The following is a 15,288-nucleotide window of genomic DNA, read 5'->3' as shown; positions in this document are numbered from 1 at the left end:
CATGCCTCATGGCCTTCTCCGGCTTGCCGATCCTCACTGCAATCGCCCGAGCCTGCCCCGCAAGCTGAACGGCTGATGAACCGGCATCTCAGCACTCGTTCAGCCGAGGTGTGGCAAAACTCATGTCACGGTTAGGTTGCGTATCGGGGGCCTGGGATGAACTTCTATATTCTGGCAAGACGTTTCACCATCATCACGCTGTTCGCGGCGATCTTCGCCGTCACATTTTCGGCGGTCGTCGTGCACAATGGCGGCGGCGGCACGCAGTCGCATTTCGGTGCAAGCTATACCTGCCTGGAGAGAAGCGGAACCTTCTGCGCACCCACGGTGCGATGACCGGCATCAGATTCGCAAGAGGATAAAAAATCGGATTCCGCCGGCGCGCGTCGTTTGCTTGTCAAAAACAACTCTCTATAATGCGTCATGAACAAACGAATCTCCCCTCTGTCGCCCCTCGACATATCCTCTCCGCCTCCTTTCCAGCCTGAGAGTTTCGATGATCCGGCCAAGGCCGTCGAGACGCTGACAGCGCTTTATGAACGCAATACGGCGTTCCTGATCCAGAGCTTCACCGACCTTGCCCAGGGCGCTCCGATCGCCTCGCGCTACCGCGCCTTCTATCCGCAGGTCAGCATCGAGACGACGAGCTTCGGCCATGTCGATTCACGCCTCTCCTACGGCCATGTCACGGCGCCCGGCATCTACACGACGACGGTCACCCGGCCGAAGCTCTTCAAGCATTACCTGAAGGAGCAGCTGTCGCTCTTGATAAGGAGCCACAATGTTCCGATCGTCGTCTCGGAATCCTCGACGCCGATACCGCTGCACTTCGCCTTCGGCGAGGGCGCGCATGTCGAAGCATCGGCCTCAGCCTTCGTCGACGTTCCCATGCGCGATATTTTCGACACACCCGACCTCAACACCACCGACGACGAGATCGCCAACGGCGAATATATCCCGCCGCCGGGAGAGCCCTCGCCGCTTGCGCCGTTCACCGCACAGCGCATCGACTATTCGCTCGCCCGGCTGTCGCATTATACGGCCACCCATGCCGAGCATTTCCAGAACTTCGTGCTGTTTACGAACTACCAGTTCTATATCGATGAATTCTGCAGCTGGGCGCGCAAGCTGATGGCGGAAGGCGGCGATGGCTATACGGCCTTCGTCGAGCCTGGCAACATCGTCACCTTGCCCGGCTCGAGCGTGCCTGAAACCGATGCCACGCTCGCCCGCCTGCCCCAGATGCCGGCCTATCATCTGAAAAAGAAGGGCCATGCCGGGATCACCATGATCAATATTGGCGTCGGCCCTTCCAACGCCAAGACGATCACCGACCACGTCGCCGTGCTGCGCCCGCATGCCTGGCTGATGCTCGGCCACTGCGCCGGCCTGCGCAACAGCCAGCGGCTCGGCGATTATGTGCTTGCCCATGCCTATATGCGCGAGGACCATGTGCTCGACGACGACCTTCCGGTCTGGGTGCCGATCCCGGCGCTCGCCGAAGTGCAGGTGGCGCTGGAGGCCGCCGTGGCCGAAATCACCGGCTACGAGGGCTTCGAACTGAAGCGCATCATGCGCACCGGCACCGTCGGGACGATCGACAACCGCAACTGGGAACTGCGCGACCAGCTCGGGCCGGTGAAGCGGCTGTCGCAGGCGCGCGCCATCGCGCTCGACATGGAATCGGCAACGATCGCCGCCAACGGCTTCCGCTTCCGCGTGCCCTACGGCACGCTGCTCTGCGTCTCCGACAAGCCGCTGCACGGCGAATTGAAGCTGCCGGGCATGGCGACGGCCTTCTACCGCACGCAGGTCAACCAGCATCTGCAGATCGGCATCCGCGCCGTGCAGAAGCTTGCCGCCATGCCGAAGGAAGCCCTGCATTCGCGCAAGCTGCGCAGCTTCTTCGAAACGGCCTTCCAATAGGCCGTTTCCTCATCTGCCTGCGACGACGGGTGCCGCGTGCTGCGCAACCACCTGCGGTCTGCCGGCAGCAGCGTTCAGCCCCGCGATCAACAGGGTGAAGCCGACGATGGCGAAAGCGGTGCGTGAGAGAATCGTCAGCCCATCGCGTTCGTCGAACGCCTGACGACGCTTTTCATGGCGGCGAGCCCAGATCTGGCTTGCGAGCGCGATTTCAAGAATACTCATTGCCGTTCTCCTCGACGGGTTTCGATGAAGCCTTGTCGAGTGCTGCCTTGCGATTTCGACACCGGACCGGCACAAATTATTTTTCCCGCCGCTGTCGAAATGCGCGGCGATCGTTCGTCCAGGGATATGGAGACAGCAAAGGAGGCTGCCTGCGATGAAATATCTCTGCCAGGTCTGGTTCGATGGCGCGATACTCGACGCCATGACGCAAGAGGAGAAGGCCGAACTCGACGCGAACTCCTTGAGCTACGACAGAGATCTCGTCGGAAGCGGACATATGATCGTCGCCCAGGCGCTGCAGTCGCCGAAATCAGCGGTGACCGTCAGGGTGCGCCATGGCGAGATGTCGGTGACGGACGGCCCCTTCGCCGAGACCAAGGAGGCGCTCGGCGGCTTCATCCTGGTCGAGACCAAGGATCTCAATGACGCGATCCGGATTGCGGCTGGCATTCCGCTAGCGAAACTCGGCGCGATCGAAGTTCGCCCCATCCATGAATTCGGCTGAAGAGGTCACACAATGAAGTTTCTGGGTCAGGTCTGGTTCGATACAGAAAAGAGCAGCAAAGTCACGCAGGAGGAATGGGACGCGGTCACGCAGGAGTGCATCGTCAGCGACGATCATTGGCGCGACAGCGGTCACATGCTGAGCGCGCTGGCGCTTTATGAACCGGAGCGAGCCGTAACGCTCCGCGTTCGCAACGGCACTGTCGCCGCTACAGATGGTCCCTTCGCCGAAATCAAGGAGCATCTCGGTGGCTTCGTGGTGATCGAGGCCAAGGACATGGATGAAGCGAAAGCAATCATTTCCACCTTCCCGATCCTCAAATATGCGTCGATCGAAATCAGACCCGCCTATTCGATCAAGGATGGGAGATAGCCATGCGCTTCGTCTGCCTCATCTATAATCCCGCCGATATGGATGGCACGCTCAGTCAGGCCGAGGGCGACGATCTCGTAAGGGCGCATTTCCAGTATGACGAGGAGCTTCAGCGCAAAGGCATCATGATCCATTCCGATGCATTGGAAGCTCCCGACAGCGCCTCGGTCCTGAGAGTGCGCCATGGCATTCTGTCTTCGACCGATGGCCCTTACGTCGAGACCAAGGAACATCTGGCTGGCATCTACATCATCGAGGCAGCCGATCTCGAAGAGGCGCGCAAGGTCGTCGCGGGCATTCCAAGCGTCCGCGTCGGATCGATCGAATTGCGTCCGGTGAGGCTGCTCACCCTGCCAGAGTGAGGATCGCCCGTTGGAACAGGTGATCGAAGATATCTACAGGCAGCATTCGCGTCGGGTTCTGGCGACGCTGATCCGTCTGCTCGGCGATTTCGACCGTGCCGAGGACGCGCTGCACGATGCCTTTGCCGCGGCGGCACGGACCTGGCCGGCTGACGGCATTCCCGGCAACCCTTTCGCTTGGCTCGTTTCGACGGGACGCTTCAAGGCAATCGATACAATCCGCCGCCGGGCGCGCTTCGATGCCTCGCAGCAGCACATCGAGGACAGTCTCTACACGTTCGACGAAACGGAGATCGGCGACATGGAAGCGATCGAAGACGATATGCTGCGGCTGGTCTTCACCTGTTGCCATCCCGTTATTCCCGCCGATGCGCAGATGGCGTTGGCGCTTCGGGAAATCTGCGGGCTGACCACCGAAGAGATCGCCCATGCCTTCCTCATTCCGGCGCCGACGGTCGCCCAGCGGATCGTGCGCGCCAAAGGCAGGATCCGGGCTGCGAACATCCCTTATGAAGTGCCGGGCCGCGAGGCGCTGCCCGAACGGCTCGACCGAGTGCTGCATGTCATCTATCTCGTCTTCAACGAAGGCTATTCCGCCTCTTCGGGAGACGCGGTCGTTCGCGCCGATCTGACCGGCGAGGCCATCCGGCTGGCGCGGCTGCTGCTGGCACTGCTGCCGCATCCCGACGTTTGCGGACTTCTGGCCCTGATGCTGCTGCAGGATTCCCGTCGCAGCGCGCGCAGCAGCGAGGAGGAAGCACTGGTGCTGCTTGCCGATCAGGACCGCTCGCTCTGGGACCGCGCCAAGATCTCGGAAGGTCTGACACTCCTAGCCGAGGCAATGCGGACAGGAGAGATCGGCACCTATACGGTGCAGGCGGCGATCGCCGCCGAACATGCGAAGGTGCCGACCGCCGAGGAAACCGACTGGCGGCGCATCGCCTTCTATTATGACCTCCTTCTGGCGGCCCAGCCCTCACCGGTCGTCGAACTCAACCGCGCCGTGGCGATCGCGATGGCGGAAGGACCGGCGACAGGCCTGGATCTGATCGATGCCATTCTGGGCCGCCAGGAGCTCACGGCCTATCACCTCGCCCATTCGGCCCGCGCCGATCTCCTGCGCCGTCTCGGCCGGCGAGAAGAGGCAATCGCGGCCTATGAAACGGCGCTGTCGCTCTGCCGGCAGGAGCCGGAGCAGGCTTTTTTGCGGAACCGGATTTCAGAGCTTGCCGCGGCGCCCGAGCGGCAGTGAGATTGCGGTGCCCGTCAGCGCCGAGACGATGATCAAGAGATGCGCATTGACGCTTGCCTGCGCCAGCGCGGCCAGAGCCATCCGCTCGCTCGAGGCTCCGAGCGCAATGGCGCCGGCGGTGATGCCGGCCGGATAGGTGCCGACGCCGCCCGGCGCGTGCACCGGCAGAACGGAGGAGAGTTCGCCGCCGAGCGCGCCGCCGAAGCTTGCCGCCATCGGCAGCACCCCCATCAGGCCGAGCGCCCATGCTAGCACGATCACCTTCACCAGCCAGTTGACGATGGTCATCACCCAGGCGCGCGCAAAGGCTGCGGCATCGAGCGGTAGCCCGTTTTCGATCTCGACGACGAATTTCTGCGCCCTATCAGGCAACAGCCTGGCAGCGAGCCGGAACAGCGGCTTGCGCGCGGCGAAAGCTGCGACCGGCAGCAGCAGGAAGACTGCCCAAAGCGACCATGCGACAAGTGCATCGGCCGCGGCGAGCGCAAAGCCGATTCCGGCCGCCGCCAGGAGCGCGTGCAAGTCGAGCAGCCGCATGACCAGGAGCGCCGAGGTTCCGCGGGTCAGCGGGATGCCGAACTCGGTGCGCATCAGCAAGGGAAAGCTGGTCTCGCCGGTGCGGAAGGGCAGCATAATGTTCAGGAGATTGTGGATCTGCGTGACGCGAAAGAGGGTCGCAAACCGGCCCGCAGTTTCCTTGGGAAAATAGTCGTAGATGCGCCAGGTGCGCAGGAAATAGGTGCTCGTCAATGCCACGAGCGCGCCGATCACCGGGCCTGCCCCGACATCGGCCCATTGGCTGATGATGACGGGCCAACCCCAGAACCATTGCACGAAGAGCGCATAGGCTGCGACAATTACGACCGTCAGCGCCGTCATGCGATTGCGCATAAACCAGGACTGCTGGCTTTCAACGATCGAACTCTTCATGTAGTAGGCATTCCTCGCTTGGCGTCGGCATGAGCCTCGGCTCCATTGCCAGGCGTTTTAGGAGAAATGAAGGTTGGGCACAACGGCGGAGTTGAAGCGACGGCGGCGAGATCGCTTTAAGGCCGACAACCGCCGTGGCAGACCGACAGATCACGGCGCCTTGCCGGTTTGACTTGGAGATCGATGTTGGAGCGCATTACCAAAAACATCACGAGCGCGAGCATTTTTCTGGCAGTCTATTTCCTGCTGAACATCGTGCTCCGCATCGCGCTGCCCCATACGCTCGATCTCGACGAGGCGGAACAATCCTTCTACTCGCAATATCTTCTGGCCGGCTATGGCCCGCAGCCGCCCTTCTACAACTGGATCCAATACGCCATCGTCTCGGTCACCGGGATCACGATGTGGGCGCTCTCGGTTCCGAAGAACATCATTCTCTTCGGCTGCTATCTTTTCTATGGGCTGGCCGCCCGCGAGGTGCTGAAGAGCCGTCTGCTCCCGCCCATCGCCATGCTGAGCCTGATCACCCTGCCGCAGGTCGGCCTCATGGCGCAGCGCGAACTGACCCATACCGTTGCCCTGCTGTTTGCGACCTCGCTCTTCCTCTTCGGCTTTTTTCGCACACTTCGGCAGCCGACGATCGGCAGCTATCTCGTCATCGGCATCGCCACCGGCATTGGCCTCATCTCCAAATATAATTTCGCCATTCTGCCGTTTGCCGCCTTCGTCGCAGTCCTGGTGGACCGAAAGTGGCGCAGCCGTCTGTTGGACTGGCGTCTGCTGCCGGCGTTCGCAATCGCCATTCTGATCGTTCTGCCGCATGCGCTCTGGCTGCCCGATAATCTCGTCAGCGCTTCGGCCCCGACCATGGAGCGGATGACCGCCGAGCACGAGGCCGCCGCTGGCCTTCCCCGTATCGGACAGGGGCTGTTGTCCCTCGTCATCGCCGTCCTCGGCTTCGTCGCGTTGCCGATCGTTGTCTTCGCGGCAGCCTTCCGACGGGATTTCTTCCGTGCGCTTTCCGCGTCCAGCCCGATGATCCGGGTCATTGAGCGGATGATGGTCGTCAGCCTGCTTGCCTTCGTCGGTGTCGTCATCGTCGCCGGCGCAAGCGATATCCACGAGCGCTGGCTCGACCCGTGCCTGCTCGTCCTGCTGATCTATCTGTTCCTGAAGCTGGAAACCGCAGGCTTCGATCTTTCCGCAGGCCTTGTACGCTTCCGGCCTGTGGTGCCGGTCTTCATGGTCGTCATCCTGGCGATCCTTCTGCTACGGATCGTCGCCATGCAATATACCGGCGTTTATACGAGAACGAATGTGCCCTTCTCCGGCTACGTGGCCGAACTGACCGCGGCCCGCAAGCCGGTTCTCATTGTGGCGGGAACCAAGTTCGTGGCCGGCAACATGAAGCTGGAATTCCCCGACGTTCCCGTCGTGATCCCATTCTTTCCAGGCCCCGGAGTGCCTGAATATGCGACTGCGAAGGGTCCTGTGCTCGTCGTCTGGCGCGGAGAAACCGCAAATGACCCCACCATTTCTCCCGACTTTGCCGATGATCTCGTGAAATCGGGTATTCATCTGCAGGAGGTGAAGACGCTGACCCTTCCCTATCTTTTCGGTGACGGCAAACGTACGTTCTCGATTGGTTATTCCTGGCTGGAAGGCGGCGCGAAGTAGGTTTCGGCAAGTCGGCCGATTGCGGGAAAGCGGCATTGCCCGCTGGCAACGGGCGGACACTTCATGTAGTAGGCTTCCGCAAGCGCGGCGGCGGCAGTAAGATTGCAAGGCCGCTCGGCCTTTTGGAGATGCAAAGTTGCAGACAACGGTAGAGCCCATTCGCGGCACGAATGATCCGGTACAATCGCTTGAGCTGTCGCTGGTCGTGCCCGTTTTCAACGAAGAGGAAAGCGTCGGCCCGCTGGTCGAGCGCATCGTTGCGGCGATGGCCGAGTATTCGCATCGCTGGGAACTGATCCTCGTCGACGACGGCAGCACGGATGCGACGCTCGTCAATGCCCGCAAATTCGTCGGACACGAGGGCCTGGCGCTCCGGATTGTCGAGCTGCAGCGCAACTTCGGCCAGACCGCCGCCATGCAGGCCGGCATCGATACCGCTCGCGGCCGGCTGATCGCGACGATGGACGGCGATCTGCAGAATGACCCGAAGGATATCCCTTCGATGGTCTCCGAGCTCGAGCGGCGCCAACTCGACCTCCTGGTCGGCTGGCGCAAGAACCGCAAGGACGGCCTGTTCCTGCGCAAGATCCCGTCATGGTGCGCCAACTACCTGATCGGCCGCATCACCGGCGTCAAACTACATGATTACGGCTGCAGCCTGAAGATCTACCGTGCCTCGATCATCAAGCAGGTGAAGCTGATGGGCGAAATGCACCGCTTCATCCCGGCCTGGGTGGCCGGTGTCGTCCCGAGCTCGCGCATCGGCGAGATGGCCGTCACCCACCATGCTCGCGAACACGGCGTTTCGAAGTACGGCATTTCGCGCACCTTCCGCGTCATCCTCGACCTGCTGTCGGTCATGTTCTTCATGCGCTACAAGGCAAGGCCCGGCCATTTCTTCGGCTCGCTCGGTCTCGGTCTCGGCGCGGTTGCCATATTGATCCTGCTCTATCTCGGCTTCGACAAGTTCATCCTGGGCAACGATATCGGCACCAGACCCATGCTGATGGTCGGGGTCGTTCTCCTCCTTTCGTCGGTGCAGATGATCACCACCGGCATTCTGGCGGAAATGATCGCGCGTACCTATTATCGTGACGACGCCTCCCCGAACTATATCGTGCGGCAGATCTTCGACGATCAAAGCCAAGCGTAAGCCGGCAGCATGATGCTGGACCGCGCGACGAGGACGATCAGAACCGCGGCGCTGCTGCTTGCAGCCTATTTCGTGCTGAACATCGCGCTCAGGCTCGCGCTTCCGCACGCGCTGGAACTCGACGAGGCCGAGCAGTCCTTCTTCTCGCAATATCTGCTGGCGGGCTACGGTCCGCAGCCGCCCTTCTACAACTGGATGCAATATGCCGTCGTTTCGGTGACCGGCTTGTCGATGGGCGCGCTTATCATCCCGAAGAACATCCTGCTCTTCCTGTGTTACCTCTTTTACGGCCTTGCCGGGCGCGAGGCACTGAAGGACCAGAAGCTTGCCGCCGTCGGGATGATGGCGCTGATCACCCTGCCCCAGGTCTCCTATATGGCGCAGCAGGATCTGACCCACACGACGGCGCTGCTCTTTGCAAGTTCGCTCTTCCTCTATGGCTTCTTCCGCACGCTCGAGCGGCCCGGCATCGGCAGCTACCTCCTGCTCGGGCTTGCCACAGGCATCGGGCTGATCTCGAAGTATAATTTCGCGCTTATGCCCGTCGTCGCGCTGCTTGCCATCCTGCCCGATGCCGAGTGGCGGCGCCGGGCACTGGACTGGCGTATCCTGGCAGCGATCGTCATCGCGCTCATTATCGTGCTGCCGCACGCGATCTGGCTGCGGAGCAACCTCGAATTCGCCTCCTCCGATACTCTGGTCAAGATGGCCGCCGGCAACGAACCGGCTGGCGCGGTGCGGATCGGCAAGGGCATTCTTGCCTTTCTCATCGCCATCATCGCCTTTGCAGCGCTGCCCGTCGCCATTTTCGCCGCCGCCTTCCGCCGGGATTTCATCCAGGCGCTCTCATTCGGAAACCGCTGGACGGGGATGCTGGAGCGAATGATGCTCGCGAGCCTCGCCGGCATTCTTCTGATCGTGCTGCTCACCGGCTCCACGACGGTGCGTGAACGCTGGCTCGACCCGTTCCTGCTGGTGCTGCCGATCTATTTCCTGGCAAAGATGCAGGCGGCCGGACTCGACCTTTCCGCCGGACTGCGCCGCTTCCGGCCTGTCGTGCCGGTGCTGATGGCCTGCGTCCTGGTCGCGCTCGGCTTCCGCGTCGTCGGCGCCGGGCTGATCGGCACCTACAGCAGGCCGAATGTGCCGATGGCCGATCTCGTCCGCGATATGACCCGACAGGCCGAGCCCGCGCTGGTGATTGCCTCCGATCCCTATGTCGCCGGCAACATGCGCCTGCAGCTTCCCCATGTGCCCGTCGTCATCCCCGATTTTCCCGTTGCCGGCATTCCGGCCTACACAACAGCAGGCGGACCGGTGCTGATCGTCTGGCGCGGCAAGAAGACGGCGACGGCTGCGGACGCCGTCATGCCGGAGCGGTTTTCATCGGCGCTGACGGCGGCTGATATCACGCCGCAGGAGATCGGCGCCCTGTCCCTTCCCTATGCCTTCGGCCGCCAGGGCGATAATTTCGCACTCGGTTATGCCTGGGTTCGGCCGGGGGCGCGATAATGACCGAGACCAGGCTTCGCGACATCCGGTGGATTTTCGTCCTGCTGGCCGCCTATTTCGTGCTTCAGGTCGGCGTCCGGCTTGCAACCTCACATTCGCTCGATCTCGATGAGGCCGAACAGGTCTTCCGCTCGCAATGGCTCGCCGCCGGTTACGGCCCGCAGCCGCCATTTTACAACTGGCTGCAATATACTGTCTTCCAGTTTACAGGCGTTTCGCTGGCTGCCCTGTCCGTCGTCAAGAACCTTCTGTTGTTCAGCTCTTATCTGCTGTACGGCCTGACGGCGCGGCTCATCCTGCGCGACAAGGCGCTCGTGGCGATCGCAACGCTCGGGCTGCTGACGATCCCGCAGATGGTTTTCGAGATGCAACGGGATCTGACACACACAGTCGCGGTCTTCTTTTCTGCCAGCCTGTTCTTCTGCGGCTTCGTTCGCAGTCTGAAACAGCCGAGCGCCCTCTCCTATCTGATGGCGGGCATCGGCATCGGTTTCGGCCTGCTTGCCAAGTATAATTTCGCCATCCTGCCGGCGGCGGCCCTGATTGCCGCGCTGGCGGATGCGCGCCTGCGGCCGCGGATCTTCGACCGGCGGCTGGCGCTGACCGCGGTCGTGGCGCTCGTCATCATCCTACCGCATCTTTTCTGGCTGAATGACAATCTCGATTTCGCAAGCGCGCGCACGCTGGAGAAGATGACCGCGAGCGGCCACGCGAGTTATCCCATGCAGGTCGCCATGGGCATCGGCTCGCTCGCTCTCGCGGTCATCAGCTTCGCAGGATTGACGGTGGCGGTGTTTGCGGCCGTCTTCGGCAAGAAGCTTCGTTCGGCGCTCGGCGCCCGATCGGAATGGACTGGGCTTCTCGAGCGGATGATGCTCGTCTTCGTCATCGGCATCCTGCTCCTGATCGTCTTCGGCGGCGCGGCCGGGATCAAGGATCGCTGGCTGGTGCCGATGCTCTTCATCGTGCCGCTCTATCTCTGCTTGAAGATCGAGGCGGCGGGCGTGGAGACCGACAGGGCTTTCCGGCGTTTCATGCCCATCGTTGCCGTCATCATGATCGGCGTGCCGGCCGCCCTTTACGGCAGCGTGGCGAGCGCGAGCTTCTCAGGGCACTACGAACGATTGAACAGGCCCTATGCCACGATGCTGAAAAACCTGCGTCAACAGGCTGAACCGGCGGCAATCCTTGCCGGCGACAGCCTTCTTGCTGGCAATCTCAGGCAGGATATTCCCGGGGTACCGGTCCTCTCCGTCGATTATCCCGGCTTCCATCCGGATCTGACCGGCCGGCGACCGCTTCTCCTCGTCTGGCTGATACCGCCGAAGGGAGGCAGCGAAGCGCTCCCGCCTGATATGGCTCAATGGCTCCAGGCCAATCTCGGCGCCTCCGCGCCTGAGACGTCGGTGATCGACGTGCCCTATTTGTACGGCCGCGGCAGGGACAGCTATCGTTTCGGCTATGCCTGGATCAATCAGCCGGGCTGAGCGAAATCACGATTTCAGCTCCTTCCAGGCCGCGTCCAACGCCAGCCTGGTAATCCTTGCCATCTCGTCCACCTCCGCGTGGCTGATGACAAGCGGGGGCGAGGCGAGCATACGGTCGCCGGTGGCGCGCAGCACCAGGCCGTTCGCCAGTGCGTGGTTGCGTACCAGCGCGCCGATCTGATCGGGCTTGTCGAAGCGAGTGCGCGTGCTCTTGTCGGCAGCAAGCTGCAGGCCGCCCATGAGGCCGATGCCGACTGCCTCGCCGACAAGATCGTGTTCGGCCAGCGCTGCCCAGGCCTTGCCGAAATAGGGACCGATATCGTCGCGCACGCGCTCGACCAGTCTTTCCTCCTCGATGATGCGCAGGTTTTCGAGGGCGGCGGCGGCGCAGACCGGGTGGCCGGAATAGGTGAAGCCGTGATTGAAGTCACCGACCTCGTTGATCAGCACGTCGGCAATGCGGCCGCTGACCAGCACGCCGCCGATCGGCAGATAGCCGGAAGACAGTCCCTTGGCGATCGGCGCGAGATCCGGCTCGACGCCGAAATGCTGATGGCCGAACCAGGCGCCGAGACGGCCGAAACCGCAGATCACCTCGTCGGTCACCAGCAGAATATTGCGCGCCTTGCAGATGCGGTCGATCTCCGGCCAATAGGTCTCCGGCGGGACGATGACGCCGGCAGCACCCTGCACGGGCTCGGCGACGAAGGCGGCGACATTCTCCTCGCCGAGCTCGTCGATCTTCGCTTCCAGCTCACGCGCGACTTTGAGACCGAATTCGGCGGGCGAGAGATCGCCGCCCTCGCCGTACCAATAGGGCTGGCCGATATGGACGATGCCCGGGATCGGCAGATCGCCCTGCTCATGCATGTATTTCATGCCGCCAAGGCTGGCGCCGGCAACGGTCGAGCCGTGATAGCCGTTCTTCCTGGCGATGACGATCTTCTTCGACGGCTTGCCGACGGCGCTCCAATAGACGCGGGCCATGCGAAACCAGGTGTCGTTCGCCTCCGAGCCGGAGCCGGTGAAGAAGATATGGTTGAACCGTTCGCCGGCATGGGACGTCACCTTCTCAGCCAGCAGCGTCGCCGGCGTCGAGGTCGTGCCGAAGAAGGTGTTGTAATAAGGCAGCTCATTCATCTGCCTTGCGACGGCCTCGGTGATCTCCCTGCGACCATAACCGATATTGACGCACCAGAGACCGGCGAAGCCGTCGAGATATTTCCTGCCGTGATTATCGAAGATGTAGACGCCCTCGCCGCGCTGAATAATGCGCGTTCCCTCGGCATTCAGCTTCTTCATGTCGGCGAAGGGATGCAGATGGTGCGCGGCGTCGATAGCAGCAAGGTTGGAGGGCGGGTAAGTATCGGGCATGACTGGTAAAAGACCCTCGCGGATTGAAAGGCTGCTGTCGATGGGATAGGAGCTTGGCCTTGTCCCGGAGGATTTTCAAGGTCATGGCGAGCGACAGGATGGACGGCAAGGCCGATGGAGAGCCGCGTTTCGAAATCCTGATCGTCGGCATGAACGGTGAGTTGCGCGGCAAGCAGCTTCCTCAGAACAGCGAAGGTAAGATCTGGACCGGCGAGATCCGCCTGCCGACCTCGACGCAATCGCTCGACATTTGGGGCGACGACAATGACGATATCACTGGCCTGTCGCTGACGATCGGCGATCCCGACGGCATGGTCGTTGCCGACCGACGCAGCCTCGCGCCGATGCCCTGGGCGCCGGAGGGCTCGATGCAGGTGCTGGCCACCATGTGCGAATTCGACGGCAGCCCAAGCTTCATGGATCCGCGCGCCATCCTTGCCTCGGTGGTTGAGCGCTACAGGCTGCGCGGATTGACGCCCGTCGTCGCGACCGAACTGGAATTCTATGTGATGTCTGGAGACTGGCGCGAGACCGGACGCCCTTCCCCGCCCGAAAGCCTCACCTATCGCGGCGAGCCGAACGGTTTCCAGCTCTACGACATGAGCGCCGTCGATGCGCTCGACGCCTATCTGCAGACGCTGAGGGCCTATGCGAAGGCGCAGGGCCTGCCGGCGGATGCGACGACAGCGGAATTCGGGCCCGGTCAATTCGAAGTCAACCTCATGCACCGCGCCAATGCGCTGGCGGCGGCCGACGACTGCCTCTACTTGAAGCGCATCGCCGAACAGGCGGCGCGCCGCCACGGGTTGAAATCGACCTGCATGGCCAAGCCCTATACCGACCATGCCGGTTCCGGCCTGCATGTGCATGTAAGCGTCATCGACGAACAAGGCCGCAACATTCTCGACGCCAAAGGCGGCGAGCCGAAGCTGCTGAAATCGGTCACCGCAGGCATGCTCGACAGCATGCGCGAGGCGCAGCTGATCTTCGCCCCCTTCGCCAATTCCTACCGGCGCTTCCAGCCAGGCTCGTTCGCGCCCGTCGATCTGACCTGGGGCAGCGGCCATCGGGGCACGGCGATCCGGATCCCCGACAAGGAAGGGCCGGCCGCGCGCATCGAACACCGCGTCGCCGGCGCCGACGCCAATCCTTACCTGCTGCTGGCGGCGATCCTCGGCGGCATGCTCACGGGGCTCGACCACGAACTCAACCCCGGCGAGGAGACGACGCCGGCGCATACGCCCGCCAATACAACGCGACTGACACATGATTTCCTGAGCGCGGTCGATGCTTTCCGCGCCTCACCCTTCGTCGCCGATATCTTCGGCACACGCTATCAGGCGCTCTACGGCGACACCAAACGCAAGGAAGCGCTGGCGCACCTGCGCGCGGTCTCCGATTTCGATTACCGCACCTACCTGCCGCGTGTCTGACGTCTTCGGCCCTCACGCCGCGGGTTCGCGGCGTTCGTCCGCATCAATCTGAGCTGCCAGACCCTGCTTGACGAGAACCTTCAGTTCGCCGGGATGCAGACGGATCAAAACGTCGCGTTCGAGCGGCAGCAACTCGCCGTCCATGACGCAATTGGCCTTGGAGCGCAGCTTCGGGAAATGCAGGCGCACCTCGGCCGGATGCATCACCATGACATCGGCATTCTCGCGCACCTTTCCGCGCAGCATGTCGATGGCAAGGCGGGCGACACCAAGGGGTTTCAGCGGATTTGCCGTATAGAAGCCGAGCTCGCCGCTTCTGAGATTATCGGCATAAAGCAGCGCATTTTCGCCGAAAGGATTGTTGGAGACCGAGACCGCCGAGACCCTGCGGCGCTCACGCATGCCGGCTGCTTCGAACTCGACCTCGAACTCGGGCGGATTGAAGATCACGCCGAGAGCAGCCTTCATGCTCGCCCTGATCTTGCCCAGCCGCGAACGATAGCTGTAGGCGTTGCGGTAGCGCACCATGCGGGCATGCAAGCCGGCGGAAAACTGGTGAATGAAGGGGCGGCCATTGGCGCTGGCGATATCGACGTTGTCGATCTCGCCTGATGCAAGCACATCGAGCGCCTGCCAGATATCGAGCGGCACGCGCAGCGAGCGGGCAAAGAGGTTCATGGTGCCGGCCGGCACGACGCCAAGCGCGATGCCGTTTTTCCAGGCGATCGAGGCCGCCGCCGAAATCGTGCCGTCGCCACCACCGGCGACGATGCCGTCGATATCGTCGCGCTTGGCCGCCCGCTCCATGGCGGGAATGATTTCCTTGCCGGAGAAAACGATCGCCTCGAAATCGTGTCCGGCGTCGCGGAAAGCTGCTTCCGCCCTCTTCTCGTAGGCCAGCATATCGGTGGTCTTGAAGGTACCGCCGTCGCGATTGAAAAAGCCTACAAGCTTCATGAGGGCTCCCGTTCCTGGCGCGGAAATGGTCCTGCCTTGCTCCTCAGATGGTTGCGCCACCGGCGATTTCAAGCGCCGCCCCTTCACGGCAGGAAATGACAGAAATGCAAATATTGCAACGGA

At 62.3% G+C, this 15,288-nt stretch carries 15 protein-coding genes; 11 read left to right on the top strand and 4 right to left on the bottom strand.

What is annotated here, in order from left to right:
- The first annotated feature begins 156 nt into the window (after positions 1-156).
- Together AMK00_RS06785 and amn are read left to right on the top strand one after the other, a co-directional pair.
- Positions 157-336 carry a hypothetical protein gene (locus tag AMK00_RS06785; RefSeq protein WP_064809967.1) on the top strand — a complete coding sequence of 60 codons (180 nt, stop codon included), beginning with the start codon at positions 157-159 and terminating at the stop codon, positions 334-336.
- 87 nt (positions 337-423) lie between these two features.
- Positions 424-1,926, top strand: coding sequence for an AMP nucleosidase (amn, locus tag AMK00_RS06780; RefSeq protein ID WP_020920826.1), 1,503 nt, complete (start codon positions 424-426; stop codon positions 1,924-1,926).
- A gap of 9 nt (positions 1,927-1,935) precedes the next feature.
- Here amn and AMK00_RS06775 read toward each other — a convergent pair whose 3' ends face one another.
- Positions 1,936-2,151 carry a hypothetical protein gene (locus AMK00_RS06775; protein ID WP_064801419.1) on the bottom strand — a complete coding sequence of 72 codons (216 nt, stop codon included), beginning with the start codon at positions 2,149-2,151 and terminating at the stop codon, positions 1,936-1,938.
- A gap of 154 nt (positions 2,152-2,305) precedes the next feature.
- Between AMK00_RS06775 and AMK00_RS06770 the strand changes: the two genes are divergently transcribed.
- From AMK00_RS06770 to AMK00_RS06755, 4 genes are read left to right on the top strand one after another with little or no spacing between them, the layout of a single operon-like run.
- Positions 2,306-2,656, top strand: coding sequence for a YciI family protein (locus AMK00_RS06770; protein ID WP_064809966.1), 351 nt, complete (start codon positions 2,306-2,308; stop codon positions 2,654-2,656).
- A 12-nt stretch (positions 2,657-2,668) separates the two neighbouring features.
- Positions 2,669-3,028: a YciI family protein gene (locus AMK00_RS06765; RefSeq protein WP_016734316.1), complete on the top strand. Its 360-nt coding sequence runs from the start codon at positions 2,669-2,671 to the stop codon at positions 3,026-3,028.
- A 2-nt stretch (positions 3,029-3,030) separates the two neighbouring features.
- Positions 3,031-3,390: a YciI family protein gene (locus tag AMK00_RS06760; RefSeq protein WP_064809965.1), complete on the top strand. Its 360-nt coding sequence runs from the start codon at positions 3,031-3,033 to the stop codon at positions 3,388-3,390.
- 10 nt (positions 3,391-3,400) lie between these two features.
- Positions 3,401-4,642, top strand: coding sequence for an RNA polymerase sigma factor (locus AMK00_RS06755; RefSeq protein WP_064809964.1), 1,242 nt, complete (start codon positions 3,401-3,403; stop codon positions 4,640-4,642).
- On the opposite strand, the gene AMK00_RS06750 is transcribed toward AMK00_RS06755, so the two are convergent.
- Positions 4,610-5,572 (bottom strand): lysylphosphatidylglycerol synthase domain-containing protein, encoded by a 963-nt coding sequence (locus tag AMK00_RS06750; RefSeq protein ID WP_064809963.1) that lies wholly within the window; start codon positions 5,570-5,572, stop codon positions 4,610-4,612. The genes AMK00_RS06755 and AMK00_RS06750 overlap by 33 nt on opposite strands.
- 183 nt (positions 5,573-5,755) lie before the next feature.
- Between AMK00_RS06750 and AMK00_RS06745 the strand changes: the two genes are divergently transcribed.
- From AMK00_RS06745 to AMK00_RS06730, 4 genes are all read left to right on the top strand, one after another.
- Complete coding sequence (locus AMK00_RS06745) at positions 5,756-7,249, top strand: ArnT family glycosyltransferase (protein ID WP_064809962.1); 1,494 nt, start codon at positions 5,756-5,758, stop codon at positions 7,247-7,249.
- A gap of 136 nt (positions 7,250-7,385) precedes the next feature.
- Positions 7,386-8,402, top strand: a complete 1,017-nt coding sequence (locus tag AMK00_RS06740; RefSeq protein ID WP_064809961.1) for a glycosyltransferase family 2 protein — start codon at positions 7,386-7,388, stop codon at positions 8,400-8,402.
- 12 nt (positions 8,403-8,414) lie between these two features.
- The gene (locus AMK00_RS06735) at positions 8,415-9,914 is read left to right on the top strand and encodes a glycosyltransferase family 39 protein (RefSeq protein WP_064811662.1); all 1,500 of its coding nucleotides are present in this window, start codon (positions 8,415-8,417) and stop codon (positions 9,912-9,914) included.
- Positions 9,914-11,401 carry an ArnT family glycosyltransferase gene (locus AMK00_RS06730; protein WP_064809960.1) on the top strand — a complete coding sequence of 496 codons (1,488 nt, stop codon included), beginning with the start codon at positions 9,914-9,916 and terminating at the stop codon, positions 11,399-11,401. The genes AMK00_RS06735 and AMK00_RS06730 overlap by 1 nt, the downstream gene beginning before the upstream one ends.
- A 6-nt stretch (positions 11,402-11,407) precedes the next feature.
- Here AMK00_RS06730 and AMK00_RS06725 read toward each other — a convergent pair whose 3' ends face one another.
- Positions 11,408-12,775 (bottom strand): aspartate aminotransferase family protein, encoded by a 1,368-nt coding sequence (locus AMK00_RS06725; RefSeq protein WP_064809959.1) that lies wholly within the window; start codon positions 12,773-12,775, stop codon positions 11,408-11,410.
- An 83-nt stretch (positions 12,776-12,858) separates the two neighbouring features.
- Between AMK00_RS06725 and AMK00_RS06720 the strand changes: the two genes are divergently transcribed.
- Entirely contained in the window at positions 12,859-14,208 is a 1,350-nt protein-coding gene (locus tag AMK00_RS06720; protein WP_064801400.1) for a glutamine synthetase family protein, read from the top strand.
- 12 nt (positions 14,209-14,220) lie between these two features.
- Here the strand turns inward: AMK00_RS06720 and AMK00_RS06715 are convergent, their stop codons facing one another.
- Positions 14,221-15,165 carry a diacylglycerol/lipid kinase family protein gene (locus tag AMK00_RS06715; protein ID WP_064801398.1) on the bottom strand — a complete coding sequence of 315 codons (945 nt, stop codon included), beginning with the start codon at positions 15,163-15,165 and terminating at the stop codon, positions 14,221-14,223.
- Positions 15,166-15,288: the final 123 nt, after the last annotated feature.

Source organism: Rhizobium sp. N621, assembly GCF_001664325.1.
GTDB classification, from domain to species: Bacteria; Pseudomonadota; Alphaproteobacteria; order Rhizobiales; family Rhizobiaceae; genus Rhizobium; species Rhizobium esperanzae.
The sequence above is the reverse complement of the archived record's forward strand: the minus strand, read 5'-3'. Positions and strand labels throughout refer to the sequence as shown.